Origin of the sequence: Nocardia amamiensis (assembly GCF_015477605.1) — a bacterium.
Classification (GTDB): Bacteria; Actinomycetota; Actinomycetes; order Mycobacteriales; family Mycobacteriaceae; genus Nocardia; species Nocardia amamiensis_A.
Genome location: NZ_JADLQX010000003.1, coordinates 140,646 through 158,234 on the forward strand (window position 1 = coordinate 140,646; position 17,589 = coordinate 158,234).

The following is a 17,589-nucleotide window of genomic DNA, read 5'->3' on the forward strand; positions in this document are numbered from 1 at the left end:
CACCAACTTTGTGACGCCAGTCACAAATGAGCCACCCGTGCGTGGGGGCCCGACAGAACGCGGCGTCGCGCCCTCCCGACCAACACGCCCCGATGCAGACGCATTCCAGTCGAAGAATGCCGCCGGACGCCCTCGGCCGATACGCAATACCGCGGGCACGTGGTCGACGCTGTGGCACAAGGTTTCCGCGATCCACCGACGCAACGCAATCGAGTGCGACAGACCGCCCGTGAGCTTGACATTGTCATTGTGACAAGGTCTTCACTGGCTGCCGGAGGTGGTCCCGATGAATTCGACACACAGGAATCCACAAGGCACACGGCTACTCGACGCATTGGCCGCTGAGAACTCGTCGACGCGGCTCGCGGCGGCCCTGGCAGCAGGCACGCATCCCCAGCTCGGTTACGTCGATGCGCTCGTAGAACGGTGCGCGATCGAGCCGGATTTCTTCGTGCGCGATATGCTCACGTGGGCGCTGACCAGGATCCCGTCGGAGATCACGGTTCCGAAACTCCGCGCGGAACTTGGTTCCGAAGGCGCACAGGCCCGCAGCCAAGCGTTGCACACGCTGTCCAAGATCGGGGACCCGAACGCGTGGCCGGCAATCACAAAGTCATTGCTGCACGACGCCGACGACGAGGTCGCGAGGAGTGCATGGCGCGCTGCCGTTGTGCTAGTGCCCGACGGGGAGGAGGAAGGTCTGGCCACGGAACTTGCCACTCAATTCGGCCGCGGTGACCGGGAGGTACGGCTGAGTCTGAGCCGTGCCCTCGTCGCGCTCGGCGACGTGATCGAGCCGGTCCTCGAAACCGCGATGACAAGTCACGACCCGATGGTGCGTGCGCATGCCAGCGCTACCGAGCGGCTGCTGCGCGACCCGGATTCCGGTTTCTACCTCGCTGTCGATGAGGCGAGACGGGTCGTCGCGCTCGGTCCGGACAAGGAGGAGGCAACTGCGTGCTGATCGGTGAAGTGGCGCGCCGCTCGGGTGTGAGTGCCCGGATGCTCAGGCACTACGACTTTCTCGGGCTGGTACGACCGACCGGCCGCACCGTGGGCGGCTACCGGGAATACTCCCCCGAAGACATCCGGCGGATCTTCCACGTGGAGGGGCTGCGATCCCTGGGACTCTCACTGAGCCAGATCGGACGTGCTCTCGACGATCCCGGATTCACCCCGTCCGCACTGGTAGGCGACCTCATCCGAAAGACCGAAGAACGACTGAACCGGGAGCGGGAGCTCCTCGAGCGTCTGCGCGCGGTCGATGCGGCCGAACCCGCCGACTGGCAGGACGCCCTGCGCCTCGTCGAGCTCCTGCACGGCCTCGGTTCACCGAGCGCCGCCCGGCGGCAGCAGGCCATCCTGTCCCCGGCCGAGGACGTTTCGGTACCCGCCGAGCTGCTGGCCGAGGCCGTCCTCACCGAATCCGATCCGTACGTCGCCGGGGCCCTCAGGTGGGCCCTCGCGCGGGCCGAGGGTTCCGCTGTGGCGAGCCTGGCCTCCGGCATGGGCTCGCAGAACGTCGACGTCCGGCGGCGCGCCGTCCTAGCGCTCGCGGAGCTGTCCGGCGCGGAGGCGACCGCGGTGCTCACGGACGCGCTCGCGGACGCCGACCCGACCATCCGCAGACGCGCTGCTCTGGCACTGGGCGCGCGGGGCATGACCTGCGCCGTGCCGACGCTCGTCGACACGGTGGTCGAGGGCCCGAACGACGTCGAGGCGGCCGAAATCCTGGGAACCCTGGCACGGGACGCCGAGTGGGCAGACCGGATCATGAGTGCGCTGGTCGGCGAACTCACCGCACACACTGCGGACTCGGGGGTGCGGATTCGACTGACGCAGGCCCTTGCCGAGATGCCGGGGACCATCGCGCTGGAAGTCCTGCGGCAACTGGTCCACGACGATGATCGGGCCGTGGCCCACATCGCCTCGGCCCTCGTGGTAATGCTCGAAGAACGGCTGGACGAGGTAACCCGAGACACCGCAGGTCGGTAAACAACGTATCGGCCTACGCGGTGTCGCCACAGAGACCAGCGCACCGACACAACTCCAGCAGTCACCGCCCGACACGCCACACCGCCGCCGCACAGGCACATGTTCGGTCGCAGGTCGCAGCTGGACACCACCGACTGATACGAACTAGACCTCGGGCACATCGGAGGTTCGGGCGCGTCGCACTACCGGGACGGAGGTCTGGGCAGCGGAGGCCACGCCCGGGTGTGCGTCGCATGTCGCGGGTCGAGCGCCCGGCCGAATTCCGGCTCATCGACGGCGACCCGGTGTCGGCGCGCGAACTCTCGGACATGCAACCCGATCCGCAGAATACGGCGATGCGTCTGCCGACGTCCAGCGCGTATGCCGAACTACAGCGGCGTCACATACGCACCCGCGATGCCGCCGTCGACCAGGAACTGCGAGGCGGTGATGAACGAGGAATCGTCGCTGGCCAGAAACGCGACGGCCGCCGCGATTTCCTCTGGTTCCGCGAACCGCCCGAGCGGCACGTGCACCAGGCGGCGGGCGGCGCGCTCGGGATCCTTGGCGAACAATTCGCGCAGCAGCGGCGTGTTCACCGGACCGGGACACAGGGCGTTGACCCGAATGCCATTGCGAGCGAACTGGACCCCGAGTTCCCGGCTCATGGCCAGCACCCCGCCTTTGGAAGCGGTGTAGGAGATCTGCGAGGTCGCCGCGCCCATCACCGCGACGAACGACGCGGTGTTGATCACCGACCCCTTGCCGCGCTCCAGCATGTGCCCGATCGCGTACTTGCTGCACAGGTACACCGAGGTCAGATTGACCTCTTGGACGCGGCGCCAGGCATCGATGCCGGTGGTGAGGATCGAGTCGTCGTCCGGTGGCGAGATGCCCGCGTTGTTGAACGCGATGTCCAACCCGCCGTAGGTGTCCACCGCGGTCTGGAACAGCGCCTCGACCTGGGCTTCGTCCGTGACGTCCACTTGGACGTACCGCCCTGCGACCTCCTCGGCCGCCGCCTTGCCGGTCTCGGCGTCGATGTCGGCGACGACCACCTTCGCCCCCTCGGCCGCGAAACGGCGGACCGTGGCCAGACCGATACCGCTCCCGCCGCCGGTGACGACGGCGACTCGATCCTGTAAGCGCTGCAACGTATCTCCTGTCGGATGTGCTGGGGTCACTGGGTGGCGAGGAAGACGTTCTTGGTCTCGGTGAACGCGAGCGCGGCGTCCGGCCCGAGTTCACGCCCCAGCCCGGACTGCTTGAAACCGCCGAACGGCGTCCAATACCGCACGGAGGAATGCGAGTTCACCGACAGGTTGCCCGCCTCCACACCGCGCGCCACCCGCAACGCCCGGCCCACGTCGCTGGTCCAGATCGACCCGGACAAGCCGTAGTCCGTGTCGTTGGCGATCCGCAGCGCGTCGGCCTCGTCCTCGAACGGGAGCACCGCCACCACCGGGCCGAACACCTCCTCGGTGAGCACCCGGTCGGTGGGCGCGCCGGGCAGCACCACCGTCGGCGGATACCAGAATCCGGGGCCGTCCGGCGCGTTCCCGGTGAACGCCACCTTGGTCGACGGTTGCACGAACTCGGCGACGTGCTCCCGGTGCGCAGCCGAGATCAGCGGGCCCATCTCGGTGGACTCGTCGGACGGATCGCCGACCCGGACGCCACGCACCGCGGGTTCCAGCAATTCGAGGAAACGGTCGAACACACTGCGCTGCACCAGGATCCGAGAGCGGGCGCAGCAGTCCTGCCCGGCGTTGTCGAAGACGCCGTACGGCGCCGTCGCCGCCGCCCGCTCCAAGTCGGCATCGGCGAACACGATGTTCGCGCTCTTGCCGCCGAGTTCCAGCGTCACCCGCTTCACCTGGCGCGCGCAACTCGCCATGATCTGCTTGCCCACCTCGGTGGAGCCGGTGAACACCACCTTGCGTACCGCGGGATGGGTGACGAACCGCTGCCCCACCACCGAGCCCTTGCCGGGCAGCACCTGGAACACGCCCTCGGGCAGTCCCGCCTCCAGCGCGAGTTCCCCGAGCCGCAGCGCGGTCAACGGCGTGAGCTCGGCGGGTTTCAGCACCACCGTGTTGCCCGCCGCGAGCGCGGGCGCGAACCCCCACGCGGCGATCGGCATCGGGAAGTTCCACGGCACGATCACCCCGACCACGCCGAGCGGTTCATGGAACGTGATGTCGACCCCGCCCGCGACCGGGATCTGATTGCCGAGCAATCGTTCCGGCATCCCGGCGGCGTAGTGCAGCACGTCGCGGGCGTTGCCCGCCTCCCAGCGCGCGTTGCCGATGGTGTGCCCGGCGTTCGCGACCTCGAGCCCGGCGAGGTGCTCGATGTCCGCGTCGACCGCTTCCGCGAACCGGCGCAGCAGCCGGGCCCGATCGCCCGGCGCCACCTCGCGCCACGCGACCGAAGCGCGCTGGGCCGCGGCGATGGCTGCGTCGGTCTCCGCTTCGCCGAGCAGCTCGACCGACGTGACGACTTGTTCCGTCGCCGGGTTGACCACGTGCGCTGTCGTCATGAGTCGAGTTCCCTTCGGTAGGTGTCCGCCGCCTCGACCAGGGCCCGGATCAACCGGCGATCGGTGGCGTCGGCCTCCGGATGCCATTGCACACCCACCAGGAACGACCCGTCGGATGCCTCCACGGCTTCGATCGTGCCGTCGGCGGCGTGAGCGGTGGCGGTCAGACCGTCCGCGAGCCGGTCCACGGCCTGATGGTGGTGGCAGGAGACCTTCACCTCCGGACCGGCGAGTTCCGCGACCCGGCTGCCCGCGGCGGTCAGCACACGGGTGGCGGTGAATCCGCCCGCGACGCCGGAATGCTCCTCGTGGCCGACGGCGTCGGGCAGATGGGGGATCAAGGTGCCGCCGAGTGCCACATTCGCCAGCTGCAGCCCGCGGCACACCGCGAGAATCGGCATGCTTGCGGCTCTGGCCAGCGCGAACAGACCGAACTCCGATTCGTCGCGATCCGGCCTGGTGTAGCCGGGAAGCCCCGCCGAGGACCCACCGTAGCGGGCCGGATCGATATCGGCGCCGCCCGTGAGCAGCAACCCGTCGAGCCGCCGCACCAGCTCCGGACGCGCCGGCCCTGCGGGCGGCAGCAACACCGGGATGCCACCCGCGGCCACCACCATGTCGACGTAGGCGTGCGGCAGCACCGCGCCGGGCAGTTCCCACGCGTTGAAGCGGGTTTGCTCCACATAGGTGGGCAAGCCGATCACGGGACGGGCTCCCGCGACCTCAGAGTCGTTCGAAACCACGGATACGCTCCCAGTCGGTGACCGCGGCGTCGTAGGCGTCCAGCTCCACGCGGGCCGCGTTGCGGTAGTGCTCCACTACATCATCACCGAACGCCGCGCGCGCCACCGTGCTGTCCCCGAACAGCTGGGCCGCCTCGCGCAGCGTGTGGGGCACGCGCGGGCGCTCCGAGCGGTAGGCGTTGCCGTGGAATTCCGGCTCCAGCGGAAGGCGCCGATCGATGCCGTGCAGGCCCGCCGCGATGAGCGCGGCGACGGCGAGATACGGGTTCACATCCCCGCCCGGCACGCGATTCTCCAACCGCAGCGAGTGCTCCTCGCCCACCACGCGGATCGCACAGGTCCGGTTGTCGCGGCCCCACGCGATCGCGGTGGGCGCGAAGCTGCCCGCCACGAATCGCTTGTAGGAGTTGATATTCGGGGCCAGCAGGTAGGCGAACTCGCGCAGGCAGTCCAGCTGGCCCGCGATGAAATGCCGCATCAGCGCCGACGTTCCGTCGGCTCCGTCGCCCGCGAACACCGGCTCACCCGCCTCGGTCCGCAGGCTCAGGTGGATGTGGCACGAATTGCCCTCGCGCTCATTGTATTTCGCCATGAACGTGAGGCTGCGCCCCTCCTGGGCGGCGATCTCCTTCGCGCCGGTCTTGTAGATGCTGTGGTTGTCGCAGGTGACCAGGGCTTCGTCGTACCGGAACGCGATCTCGTGCTGGCCGGGATTGCATTCGCCCTTGGCCGACTCGACGTACAGCCCCGCCCCGTCCATCTCCTTCCGGATGCGCCGCAGCAGCGGCTCGATCCGCCCGGTGCCGAGCATCGAGTAGTCGACGTTGTACTGGTTGGCCGGTGTCAGCCCGCGGTACCCGGCGTTCCAGGCCGCCTCGTAGCTGTCTTCGAACACCAGGAATTCGAGTTCGGTCCCGACGAACGCGCGCAGTCCACGCTCGGCCAGCCGGTCCAGCTGCGTGCGCAGCACCTGGCGCGGCGAGGCGGCGACCGGCCGCCCCTGCGGCACCACGTGCTCCACGTCGCACAGCACCAGCGCCGTGCCCGGCCACCACGGCACCATCCGCAGCGTGCGCAGGTCCGGCCGGAGCACGACGTCCCCGTACCCGGTCTCCCAGGACGAGAGGGCGTAGCCGTCGACTGTCGCCATGTCCACGTCCACCGCGAGCAGGTAGCCGCACGCCTCGGTCGCGTGCTGGAGCACCTCGTCCAGGAAATAGCGTGCCGCGCAGCGCTTCCCCTGCAGCCTGCCTTGCATGTCGGTCATCGCGACGAGCACGGTGTCGATCTCCCCCGTGTCGACATGGTCCCGCAACTGCGCCACACTCAGCATCCCGCTACGCATCCACGACCCCTCTCGGCACCAACCGTGCTCACGCTAGAGCAAAACGGACACGTTCGTGACCTGACACACGAATCTTCCGGCCGTGACGTCTTGCGTGATCGTGCCTGTTCAGCGTCGATATGCGAGGAGGGCGCAGGTCAGGACAGCGGGCTGCGCAGTGCCGCGGGAAGGAGGGATACGCGGCGCGGACCGATACGCGGCCCCACGGGCAGGCGCGGCGCGCGGATGGGCAGGCCGAGCCACATCCGGACCAGCAGGCCGGCAAAGCGCAAATGACCGGTCAACCACGGTCCGGCGAAGGCAAGCGACCAGACGGTCTCGGTGCCCGCGGGAGGCAGGTCGCGATCGGCGAAGCGGGCCGCGATCCAGTCGACCATCACCGGCAGTGCCTGGAATTGCAGCAGCAGGTGCGTGCTGAGCCGATCACGCAGGTAGCGCACGTGGACGCCCGCTTCGGCGTAGCGCGCCACCTGGCCGTCGACGTCCTCCACCGCGATCACCTCGTCGTTTACGCCCTGCAGCACGAATACGGGCATGGCAGGGGCGCGATGGCCGGGATGGATGTCGTCGAGAATGCGCCGCAATCCGGGCTGGGAAAGTATGGCGTCGAGGCTCTTCCCGCTGTGCTTTTCGACGTCGCGCCGGGCGAATCGGTAGAGCAGCGGGAAGGTCGCGGACTTCTCGGCCTGGGCCATCCAGTCGAGGTACCTCGCGTCCAAGTGCGCGGTCAGCAAGCGGTCCAGTTCCGGATATCCGCGCCGCAGTCCCGCGGTGAAAACGGCGGCGAACCCCGCGAACAACGTGCCGTTGAGCCGGACGAACGCGGCGGCCGGGTCGCCGACCGGCGATCCGGCGACCGCGCCGACGATGTTCAGCTCGGGCGCGTATTCGGTGGCCATCTCCGCGGCCCAGGTGGTCGCCAATCCCCCGCCCGAATATCCCCACAGCGCAACGGATGTCGTCGCGTCCAGCCCGAGCGGGGCGAAGGCCAGAGCCGCGCGGACCGCGTCGAGCGCGCGATACCCCGGCTCCCTGGCGACGCCGAAACGGCCCGCGTTTCCCCCGTGATCCGGGACCGACACCGCCCAGCCTCGTGCGAGCGCACTGACGATCAGCGGCAGCTCGAGCTGCGGAATCGACCCCGGAGCCCGGGCACCGCGCCGCAGGGCATACGAAGGAGAGCATTTCGAGGCGACCGCGTCGATCGCGCACTGGAAGGAGACCAGCGGCCGCGGTTCGGTGGGATCCGCGCCCCACGGCAGCAGCACGGTTGTCACCGCGACCTCCGGAACGCCGTCGAGATCACAGGTGCGATAGAGCAGCTGCCACGCCGAAATACGCTGGCGCACCAAGCCGAAGAAGCCGATCTCCACTCCGCGCGAGCGGACGATGGCCCCGGGGCGCAACCGCCCGACCGCGGGTGGCGGCGTGTAGAACGGATCGTCTTCGGGCAGTATCGGCCGATGCGAGAACGCCGCCGGATCCGGCGGCACCGCACCTGCATCCCACTCGGGCTCCACACTCATCCGATTCATCCTTTCCTACGGCGACGCCGTGGTTTCCGGCATCGCCGCGCCGATAATCGCGGCGGATGCCTTACTCCACTCAACCAATGCGGCGGCCGGAAAAGAATTGTCCCGAGTGCCAATTAGCGGGTCGTGGTTTCTCCTGTCGATGCAGTGACAGCATCATTCACAGGCTGCCGTTCCCGCCGACCATCCACGGATTGAAGGTGCATTCCAGCGTCGGGTGCGCGACCGGATCGAGTGCGTGCAAAACGATGGATACCGAACGCGGGGAGTACATGATCGTCAAATGGTCGGACATATCCTGCTCGCATCCTTCTTGCAGCGTGATGTTGTCCACCGTCGCGCCGGATCCCGCCTGCAGGAAAGCCCAGTGGTAGGGGTTGGCGATCTCGTCGTACCGGGAGGCGACCGACGTGTAGGCCACCCCGGGCACCGTGTCGCCCTGCGCGTTCAGCTTGGCGTAGAACGGCGAGCCCACCGCCTGTTGGATATTCGACATGCCGATCAAGGGTTCGGAGAAGCCGAGGATGTCGACACCCAGGTTGTTGATGGCCCGTCCGAGCGACGCGATCCCCATCAGGGAGGTGCCGTGATGCGTGGCGCCGAAACTGATCAGCTTGCCGACTTTGCCCTCGCCGCCGTCGAATTTCAGATAGTGGTTGGCGACCGTGCCGCCCTGGGAATGCCCGACGATGTCGACGGCCTGCGCGCCCGTCGCGGCGAGCACGCGGTCGACGAAATCGCGCAGCTGACGTGACGATTCCTCCATCCGGCCAACGCCGTAGCGGCCGGGCATGATCGTGCCGAGCCCGCCGCCTTCCATGAGACCGGAGCGCCCGAAGTTGAACGCGAACACGCAGTAACCGGCGCGCGCCAGACGCGGCGAAAGGTAGGCGAAGCTGTCGTAGGCGTTCAGCCACGTGGCGTGCATCAGCACCACCGGCCGCGGGTGTTCGGCTGTCGGAGTGCAGTTCCAGCGATTCGCGCCGGGCGGCGCGGCGTCGGGATGGGTCAGGCCGTAGGCGAACGCGGCCAGATACGCCGACATCTCCGGTCCCTCCCCCACCGCGTCGGAAGCCACGCTGGTCGCCCACCCCGAGGAGCCGGAATCCACGATCGCCCGTGGCTGCCTGCCGTCGGGAGCCGGGGCCAAGCCCGCGTCGATGTACTCCGCGAGCTGCTGCTGTGTCGGTTCGATCTCCTCCTGCGCATGCGCCACCCCGGTACCGAGGGCCGTCGCGATGGTCATGCCCGCGATCACCGCGGCCCCCGCAATTGCTCGCCGAGCGTTGTGCCTCATTGCCAACATCCGATTCACTTCCATTCACGCCGAAGATGCGCGGCCCGGCGCCGAATAGACCACCGCCCCACCCTGTTTGCCACGCCACATTCGCCCGGCGATGTGATCGAGACCATATTCAGGAGCCGCGGTCCGAATCTATGGCGAGGCCCGGCCCGGTGTCACTGCACCGCGAGGAGAAGATTCCGACCGGAAATTGGTGCCGGAACCAAAATTCGGGGGCTGCCTCGCAGAACCTTGCCGCGGGTTCTGTGGTCGGAAACAATCGGCCCATGTCCGTCGCGTTGTCCCCGGTTACCGGTGATGCCCCTTTGGTTGCCCGGCTGCTCACCCGCTGGCCGCAGATCGCCGAGCGCATGTTCGCCGCGGGGCTCGGCACCACCCCACCGGCCGCCGATATGCCGGAAGGACATTTCACCGCCGAGGTGCTGCCCGCGATCTACGCTTGCGGCCGCGCGGTCCTGCAGGCGATCGGCCAGCAGCGCAGTTTCACCAAGACCGAGGTCGCGACGTTCGTCGCCCCGGTGGCCGAACGGCATGCCGAGGACCGGTTTCCGCTGCCCATCCTGATCGAGGCCATTCACGGTTCCGCACAGTCGGTGCTGCAAGAGGCCGCGGCCCTGGCCTCCCGCGAGGAGCTCGACGATCTCGTCCTCATCGGCAGCCACCTGCTCGATCTACTGATGCAGATCAACATCACTGTCGTGGAGACCTACACCGAGGTCGAGCAGTCCATCTACAACGCCGAGCGGGAAGCGCGGCGCGCGCTGTGCTCGGCGCTGCTGCACGGGCTGCCCGCCTCGGAGCTGGCGGCGCGAGCGGACACCACCCTGGCCGAGCACTACACCGTGCTCGCGATCCATGTCCAGCACGACGACCAGCCAAGCACGGTCGCGACGCTCGTCGGCCGCCGCCGCATCCGCATCCTGCACCGCGCGCTGGACGCTCTCGCGGGCACGACGACGCTGGCCACCTTCGACGGCTGGACGGGTATCGCGTTGCTGCCCAGCGCCGCCGAGACCGGGCTCGACGACACGCGCTACGCGCGGCTGGCCGCGGAGCTGACCGAACAGTTCGGCGTGCCGGTGTTCCTCGCCGAATACCCCTCCGTGCCGATGCACGACATTCCGCAGACCGCGAAGGAAGCCACCGACCTCGCCGAACTCGCCCGGCTGCTCGGCCGGCCCTCGGGTGTGTACCAGCTCGACGACCTTCTGCTGGAATACCAGCTCACCAGACCGGGCACCGCCCGCGCCCGGCTGGCCGAGCGCATCGCGCCCATCCTGGACAGCCCGCACCTGCTCGAAGCGCTCGACGCGCACCTGCGCCACGGCTCCGACCGCAAGGCCGCCGCCGCCGAGATCCACGTGCACCCCAACACCTTCAGCTACCGCCTGCGCCGCGTCGCCGAACTCACCGGCGTCGATCCCACCGATCCGCACGACTCACGGTTGCTGGCCGCCGCGCTGACGATCCAGCGCCTGTATCCGGGCCAGCCGACCGGCTCCGGCCAGAGTTAGCCCGCGGAAACTCGCTCGCGTATCGGATCTGCCGTCGATACCGTCGGTCGGGATGGAAGACGAGTCTGTCGGGCGCTATCTGCTAACCGGGCGCTCGCTGAGCGAATACCGTGCGATGTTCGCGCTCACCGAAGCCGACCTGCGCGGACGGATCCTCGACTGCCCCGGTGGAGCCGCGAGCTTCGCGGCGGAAGCGGCGGCGCTCGGCGCCGAGGTGGTCGCGGTCGACCCGGTCTATCGCATGCCCGCCGCCGAGCTGACCGCGCTGGCGTCCACCGAATTGGACCGCAACGCGTCGTGGACGACCGCATCCGCCGACCGCTTCGTGTGGGCCTTCTACGGCGACCCGGAAGGTCATCGGCGGCTGCGGCAAACCGCCGCGCGGCGGTTCGCCGAGGATTTGCGCGCCAATCCGCGGCGCTACCGGTTCGGCATGCTGCCCGCGCTCGATTTTCCTGATCACGCGTTCGACTTGGTGCTGAGCTCGCATCTGCTGTTCACCTACGCCGACCGGCTGGACTTCGACTTCCACTTGGCGGCGCTGCGCGAACTCGTCCGGTTGACCCGCCGCGAGGTCCGGGTGTTCCCGCTCATCGACCATTCGGGTGAGCGGCTGGACGACTTGCTCGCCCGTCTCCGGGACGTCTTGTCCGCCGAAGGAATCCGGTCGGACATCACGCCGGTCGACTTCGAGTTCCAGCGCGGGTCCACCTCGGTGCTGCGGCTGACGGCATCCTGAGCAGCCACGCTCCGCAGTGCCGGCCTCCCGCGACGGAGGAGAGCATCATGATCCGCTTGATTTCCGCAGATGCGGCAATAAACTGCCCTTCATGTCGAATTTGCGGATCAGTGATGCGGCGGCGCTGCTTGGGGTCAGCGACGACACCGTCCGGCGCTGGATCGAGCAGGGCAAGCTGACCGCCGTCCAGCTCGACAGCGGACGCAAAGGCGTCAGCGGCCGGGAACTCGCCGAATTCCTCCGGGCCAACGCGGAGGCGCCGGAGCCCGGCGTCACCGTGGCGGCGTCGGCCCGCAATCGGCTGCGCGGCATCGTCACGCGGGTGGTGAAGGACACCGTGATGGCGCAGGTCGAGATGCAGGCGGGTCCGTTCCGGCTGGTGTCGCTGCTGAGCCGGGAGTCGGTCGACGAACTCGGGCTCGAGGTCGGCAGCGTCGCGGTGGCGTCGGTCAAATCGACGCACGTCGTGGTGGAGGTACCGGAAAGTTGACCAGGATGATGCGCTCGCTGAACGTGGTGGTTGCCGCGGGAATCACCGCCGTGGCGTTGCCGGGCTGCGGCCCCGACCAGGCCGGCCCCGCTGGTTCGGAGGGGATCGGCGGCACCGTGACGGTATTCGCCGCCGCCTCTTTGACCGAGACATTCACCGAACTCGGCACCCGGTTCGAGGCCGCGCACCCCGGAGTGCGAGTCGTCTACAACTTCGGCGCGAGTTCCGCGCTGGCCGAGCAGATCATTCAGGGCGCCCCCGCCGACGTGTTCGCCTCGGCCGCGCCGAAGAACATGCAGCAGGTCGTGGACAAAGGCGAAGTGACCGCCGTCCCGGCCACCTTCGCGCGCAACCGGCTGGAGATCGCGGTGCCCAAGGGCAACCCCGGCCGGATCACCGGGTTGGCCGACTTCGGCAAGACCGAGCCGAAGATCGCGCTGTGCGCCGAGCAGGTGCCGTGCGGGGTCGCCGCCAAGACGGTCTTCCAGGTGGCGGGCATCAACCCCGAGCCCGACACCCGCGAGGCGGACGTGAAAGCGGTCCTCACCAAGGTGAAGCTCGGCGAAGTCGACGCGGCCCTGGTCTATCGCACCGACGTGCGAGCAGGCGGCGGCCAGGTGGAGGGCATCGCCTTCCCGGAGGCCGACAAGGCGGTCAACGATTACCCGGTCGCGCCGCTGGCGCACGCGCCCAACAACGCGGCGGCCGCCGCGTTCGTCGAGTACGTGCGATCCGACGAGGCGCGAGCGGTGTTCGCGAAGGCAGGATTCGACACACCGTGATCCGATCGGCGCGGCGCCGGGCGTCGTCGGGCCGACGACCGCTCGTTCTGGTGCTGCCGGCACTGTGCGCGCTGGCATTCCTGGTCGTCCCGCTGCTGGGGCTGCTGCTGCGGGCGCCGTGGCGAACCCTGCCCGATCGCCTGCTGACCGCCGAAGTCGGCCAGGCGCTGCGGCTTTCGCTGCTGTGCGCCAGCCTGGCGACAGTGCTCTGCCTCGTGTTCGGCATTCCGCTGGCCTGGCTGCTGGCTCGCGGGGAGGTGCCGGGGCGTGGGCTGATCCGGGCGCTGGTCACGGTGCCGCTGGTGTTGCCGCCGGTGGTCGGGGGCGTCGCCCTGCTGCTCGTGCTCGGCAGGCGCGGGCTGGTCGGCCGGTACCTCTACGAATGGTTCGGCGTCGCATTGCCTTTCACGACCGCGGGCGTGGTGGTGGCGGAAGCCTTCGTGGCGATGCCGTTTCTGGTGATCTCGGTGGAGGGTGCGCTGCGGGCCGCCGATCCGCGGTTCGAGGAGGCGGCCGCGACGCTCGGCGCGTCACGCTGGCTGACCTTCCGCCGGGTCACGTTGCCGTCGGTATTGCCGGGCGTCATCGCGGGCGGTGTGCTGTGCTGGGCGCGGGCACTCGGCGAGTTCGGGGCCACCATCACCTTCGCGGGCAACTTCCCCGGCCGGACCACCACGATGCCGCTGGCGGTCTACCTGGCGTTGGAGACCGATCCCGACGACGCGATCGTGCTGAGCCTGGTGCTGCTCGCCGTTTCGGTGGCCGTACTGGTCGCGTTGCGGGAGCGGTGGATCCAGGGGGCGATATGACGCTGGAAGCGCAGCTGCGGCTCACCCGGTCGCAGTTCCGGCTCGACATCCCGGTGCACGTCGCGGCAGGCGAGGTGGTCGCCCTGCTCGGCCCCAACGGCGCGGGCAAGACCACGGCATTGCGCGCGCTGGCCGGTTTGACACCGCTCACCGGAGGAGCGATCCGCCTGGACGGCGACATCTGGGACGAACCGCCGAAGGTGTTCCTGCCTGCCGAGCGTCGCCGGGTCGGCGTCGTCTTCCAGGACTATTTGCTGTTCGCGCATCTGAGTGCGCTGGACAACGTCGCGTTCGGCCTGCGCGCCCGCGGGCATCGCCGCGCCGCGGCCCGCGACCGCGCCGCGCATTGGCTGCGGCGCGTCGGCCTGGCCGAGCAGGCCGGCGCCAAACCGCGCACCCTGTCCGGTGGCCAGGCGCAGCGAGTCGCGCTCGCCAGGGCGCTCGCGACCGAACCGGCGCTGCTGCTGCTCGATGAGCCGCTGGCCGCGCTGGATGCGAGCACGCGTGCGCGGGTCCGATCGGATCTCGCCCACCATCTCGCCGACTACCCGGGCCACACCGTGCTCGTCACGCATGATCCGCTCGACGCGATGGTTCTCGCGGATCGTCTCGTGATCATCGAGCACGGCGGCGTGGTGCAGGAGGGACCGCCCGCCGAGGTGGCCCGGCGGCCGCGCTCCGACTACGTCGCCAACCTGGTGGGCCTCAATCTCTATCGCGGCACCGCGCGCGGCACGACCGTCGAGCTCGTGGACGGCGGCAGCTTCACCGTGGCCGAGCCCGGCCGAGGACCAGTTCACATCGCCTTCCCGCCGACCGCGGTCGGTCTGCATCCCGCGCCGCCGGAGGGCAGCCCACGCAACGCCTGGCCGGTCACGATCTCCGGTATCGAGCAGCACGCCCACACCATCCGGGTCCGCCTGGACGGGAGCCCGCCCGTGCTCGCCGACGTCACGCCCGCCACCGTCGCCGAGCTGCGCCTACGGCCGGGCATGCGACTGTGGGCCGCGGTCAAGGCCACCGAAACACACACCTACCCCGCCTGAGACGTCCTCGGGAGGACATAGCATGCATAAGGAAAGAACGTAGAGGTCAACGAGGCGTTCGCGCGGCTCCGCTGGTCTGGCAGCAGGAGTTGGAGGCCGAACCGGCCAAGCTCGAGTCTGCCGGTACTGAGCGCGTTACCGCGCCGCGACCGAGCCGGGGAGATCCGGTATCGAAGACGATGCCGAATCCTCGCGTGCGATATCCGGATTCGGCTCGACAATTGAATTGCGAATTGCGGACGCACCGCGAGAATACGGCGATCAGCAGTGTCGCTGTGAAATAGCCCGGCGCCTACCGCATTGCACGGTAGGCGCCGGATCACGCATCAGAGGTAGGCGCCGCACACGGGCCAAGCGCCCGGGCCCTGGGTGGCGAGCACGTTCTCCGCGACGCGGATCTGCTCAGCCTTGCTCGCGTTGGACGGGCGGCCGGTGCCACCGTTGGCCTCCCAGGTGCTCTGGGTGAACTGCAGACCACCGGAGAAACCGTTACCGGTGTCGGTGCTCCAGTTACCACTGCTCTCGCACTGCGCGACGGCATCCCAGTTGTGGGACGATGCGCTGGCGGTGGCGGTGGACAGACCGAACGGAACGGCGACGAGGGCGCCGAGAGCCGCGGTGAAGCCAAGGACACGAGTGGTGAATTTACGGTTTTGCGACATGTGGATTCCCGCCTGCGCCCACCGACTCGGCGAAGTTCGCCGCGTCCCTGTCCCCAGGTGATGTCGGGGATGCTCGAACCGCGGGACAGGGTTTCCGGCGTTCAGCGATTCGAGCTCGATCTCGGTGTTGCTCCGAGCCGTGACCGACGTTAGCGGAGAAGTCGCGACAGATCACGTGCAGATAACGTCCGGATTGCGTGAACCACTGGTCGAGACTAATAGCCATTCCCGCTGGTCGATTGCGGGAAACACGCCGATACAGATTGGCTGTTATCAGGCCGTTATGTGATGGAGATCACCGCGAAATCGTGAAACGGGTCGCATTTCCGCAGGTCGGAAAGCCACGAGAAGGACACATCCACGTTCGGCGAGCGACCTCGCGCTGGGTCACCGGAACCTCGAAGTGCGATTCGTTATCTCGACCGCCGAGTCGGGATGGTCCCGTGACCACGCATCACAGCATGCGCGAGCCGCTGGTCAGCGCGGGCGTCATGGATGTCCGACGTTCGATTCGTTACCTGCATGCCGGGGCCGGCAACGGCCCCGTGGCCATCCAGGCAGCCTGCGCAATTCGCTGGTCAGCACGGGCGTCAAGGCATCTGACGGCCTGTGCAGCGGCCCCCGTGACCCACCTCCGCGGCCTGCACCACCTCGCTGTCAGCGCGGGCGTCACCGGCGCCTGACGTCGATTCGTAACCTGCGCGACGGGCCGGGGACGGCGACACTCGTCGATCAGCGCGGCACGCCGATGTCCGAGGGTCGATTCGTTATCTGCGCCGCCGCTTCGGGGACGCCGCCGGTACCTCTTACCGCAGCCTGCGCCACACACCGGGGTATCAGCGACGTTAAACCGGCGCCGGCGACCCTCTCGACGACGCGCTACTTCCCGTGCGCCCGCAACTGATAGAGCCCCTCGGTCTCCGCCACCACCACGCCGTCGGCGTCGGTGACCACCGCCCGCAAAGTGAAGTCGGCCTTGCCGTTCGCGGTGGCCTCGGCGGTGATGCGCGCGATCTCGTCCTCCGACAGGGCCGCCTCCGCGCGCACGTCGGTCTTGGCCGGCTTGCGGAAGAAGATGTGCAGGTCTTTCACCAGCGGATAGAACGCCGCGGTGTCGAAGGTGGCGACGGCGATCGCGCCGCCGAGGATCTCCGCGACGGTGAACAGCACGCCCGCGTACATCACGCCGAAATGGTTGCCGTTGCCTTCGACGGGCACCGAGGTCGCCGCGAAACCGGGTCGCACCTCGACTGCCTGGACGCCCATCTTGTGCGCGATCGGGATGGTGAATTCCAATGCCCCGTTGACGATGTCCTTGAACGGAGGAGTATCGACGCCGCTCATCCCGCGACCATCCCTTCACCCGGAGGTGGCCAGCACCTCGTTGTCTCTGCCACGGCCACCTCGGTGGACCTCAGCGAAGCGTAGGCGCTCGGCGGCCGCGTCGACAGAGTATTGGCACATTGCCAACACTCGCTACTGGAGCCGGTCGGCGCGACCACCGAGTGCGCGCCCCGTCGGTCTCGTCACCTCAGCGGGAAGCGGGAGCCAGTTCCCGTGTGATGGCGGTGACGAAATCGGGCAGGTCGCCCGGATTGCGTGAAGTGAGCAGCGTCCAGCCGTCCTCGGCGGAGCGGACCGCCGGTTCGTCGACCCACGCGCCGCCGGCGTTGACGAGATCGGCGCGCAAGGAGAAGTACGAGGTCAGCGTCTTGCCGCGGACCAGCTCGGCATTCACGAGCAGCCAGGGGCCGTGGCAGATCGCGGCGATCGTCTTGCCCGCGCCCGCGAACTCCTCGGCCAGCTCGATCGCCCGGTCGGTGACCCGCAGCCGGTCCGCGTTCACCGTGCCGCCGGGCACCACGAGCACGTCGAAGTCGTCGACGGAGACCTCGTGCAGCGACGAATCCGGTTGCACGACCGCGTCTTTGTCCACGTCGTGCCGGAACGTCTGGACCTCTTCGCGCTTGGGCGCGGCGTGGGTGACCCGCGCGCCCCGCTCGCGCAACTCATCGCGCGGCACCAGCAGTTCGTCCCGCTCCACCCCCATGTTCGAGGTGATGATCAGGACCCTCGTGCCGTCGAGCTGATCGGTCATGAGCGACTCC

The 17,589-nt window shown here is 68.7% G+C and carries 16 protein-coding genes and 1 pseudogene; 8 read left to right on the top strand and 9 right to left on the bottom strand.

Annotated elements, in window-relative coordinates:
• Positions 1 to 286: 286 nt before the first annotated feature.
• Together IU459_RS05220 and IU459_RS05225 are read left to right on the top strand one after the other, a co-directional pair.
• Positions 287 to 964, top strand: a complete 678-nt coding sequence (locus tag IU459_RS05220; protein ID WP_195128312.1) for a HEAT repeat domain-containing protein — start codon at positions 287 to 289, stop codon at positions 962 to 964.
• On the top strand, positions 958 to 1,995 hold the full coding sequence (locus IU459_RS05225) for a HEAT repeat domain-containing protein (RefSeq protein ID WP_195128313.1): 1,038 nt from the start codon (positions 958 to 960) through the stop codon (positions 1,993 to 1,995). Before IU459_RS05220 ends, IU459_RS05225 begins: the two co-directional genes overlap by 7 nt.
• Positions 1,996 to 2,363: 368 nt before the next feature.
• On the opposite strand, the gene IU459_RS05230 is transcribed toward IU459_RS05225, so the two are convergent.
• The 6 genes from IU459_RS05230 to IU459_RS05255 form a co-directional block, all read right to left on the bottom strand.
• A complete protein-coding gene (locus IU459_RS05230) occupies positions 2,364 to 3,158 on the bottom strand; it encodes a 3-oxoacyl-ACP reductase (RefSeq protein ID WP_436838032.1) in 795 nt (264 codons plus the stop codon).
• Entirely contained in the window at positions 3,155 to 4,516 is a 1,362-nt protein-coding gene (locus tag IU459_RS05235; protein WP_195128315.1) for an aldehyde dehydrogenase family protein, read from the bottom strand. Before IU459_RS05235 ends, IU459_RS05230 begins: the two co-directional genes overlap by 4 nt.
• Positions 4,513 to 5,259: a gamma-glutamyl-gamma-aminobutyrate hydrolase family protein gene (locus IU459_RS05240; RefSeq protein WP_195128316.1), complete on the bottom strand. Its 747-nt coding sequence runs from the start codon at positions 5,257 to 5,259 to the stop codon at positions 4,513 to 4,515. The genes IU459_RS05235 and IU459_RS05240 overlap by 4 nt, the downstream gene beginning before the upstream one ends.
• Positions 5,240 to 6,604 carry a glutamine synthetase family protein gene (locus IU459_RS05245; RefSeq protein WP_228837410.1) on the bottom strand — a complete coding sequence of 455 codons (1,365 nt, stop codon included), beginning with the start codon at positions 6,602 to 6,604 and terminating at the stop codon, positions 5,240 to 5,242. The genes IU459_RS05240 and IU459_RS05245 overlap by 20 nt, the downstream gene beginning before the upstream one ends.
• A gap of 137 nt (positions 6,605 to 6,741) precedes the next feature.
• Entirely contained in the window at positions 6,742 to 8,130 is a 1,389-nt protein-coding gene (locus IU459_RS05250; RefSeq protein ID WP_195128317.1) for a lipase family protein, read from the bottom strand.
• A gap of 166 nt (positions 8,131 to 8,296) precedes the next feature.
• Entirely contained in the window at positions 8,297 to 9,433 is a 1,137-nt protein-coding gene (locus IU459_RS05255; RefSeq protein ID WP_195128318.1) for an esterase/lipase family protein, read from the bottom strand.
• A gap of 272 nt (positions 9,434 to 9,705) precedes the next feature.
• Here IU459_RS05255 and IU459_RS05260 point away from each other — a divergent pair, with 272 nt between their 5' ends.
• From IU459_RS05260 to IU459_RS05285, 6 genes are all read left to right on the top strand, one after another.
• On the top strand, positions 9,706 to 10,953 hold the full coding sequence (locus tag IU459_RS05260) for a PucR family transcriptional regulator (protein WP_195128319.1): 1,248 nt from the start codon (positions 9,706 to 9,708) through the stop codon (positions 10,951 to 10,953).
• Between the two features lie 52 nt (positions 10,954 to 11,005).
• A complete protein-coding gene (locus IU459_RS05265) occupies positions 11,006 to 11,692 on the top strand; it encodes a hypothetical protein (protein ID WP_195128320.1) in 687 nt (228 codons plus the stop codon).
• A 91-nt stretch (positions 11,693 to 11,783) separates the two neighbouring features.
• The gene (locus IU459_RS05270) at positions 11,784 to 12,182 is read left to right on the top strand and encodes a TOBE domain-containing protein (protein WP_195128321.1); all 399 of its coding nucleotides are present in this window, start codon (positions 11,784 to 11,786) and stop codon (positions 12,180 to 12,182) included.
• Positions 12,183 to 12,187: 5 nt separating this feature from the next.
• Complete coding sequence (gene modA, locus IU459_RS05275) at positions 12,188 to 12,964, top strand: molybdate ABC transporter substrate-binding protein (protein WP_195128552.1); 777 nt, start codon at positions 12,188 to 12,190, stop codon at positions 12,962 to 12,964.
• Entirely contained in the window at positions 12,961 to 13,773 is an 813-nt protein-coding gene (gene modB / locus IU459_RS05280; RefSeq protein WP_195128322.1) for a molybdate ABC transporter permease subunit, read from the top strand. Before modA ends, modB begins: the two co-directional genes overlap by 4 nt.
• Positions 13,770 to 14,819, top strand: coding sequence for an ABC transporter ATP-binding protein (locus tag IU459_RS05285; protein WP_195128323.1), 1,050 nt, complete (start codon positions 13,770 to 13,772; stop codon positions 14,817 to 14,819). Before modB ends, IU459_RS05285 begins: the two co-directional genes overlap by 4 nt.
• Positions 14,820 to 15,148: 329 nt before the next feature.
• Here the strand turns inward: IU459_RS05285 and IU459_RS05290 are convergent.
• From IU459_RS05290 to IU459_RS05300, 3 genes and pseudogenes are all read right to left on the bottom strand, one after another.
• Positions 15,149 to 15,481 (bottom strand): annotated as a pseudogene (locus IU459_RS05290) (transglycosylase family protein); the annotation flags it as partial.
• An 879-nt stretch (positions 15,482 to 16,360) separates the two neighbouring features.
• Positions 16,361 to 16,825, bottom strand: coding sequence for a PaaI family thioesterase (locus IU459_RS05295; protein WP_195128325.1), 465 nt, complete (start codon positions 16,823 to 16,825; stop codon positions 16,361 to 16,363).
• Between the two features lie 187 nt (positions 16,826 to 17,012).
• On the bottom strand, positions 17,013 to 17,579 hold the full coding sequence (locus IU459_RS05300) for a type 1 glutamine amidotransferase domain-containing protein (protein WP_195128326.1): 567 nt from the start codon (positions 17,577 to 17,579) through the stop codon (positions 17,013 to 17,015).
• Positions 17,580 to 17,589: the final 10 nt, after the last annotated feature.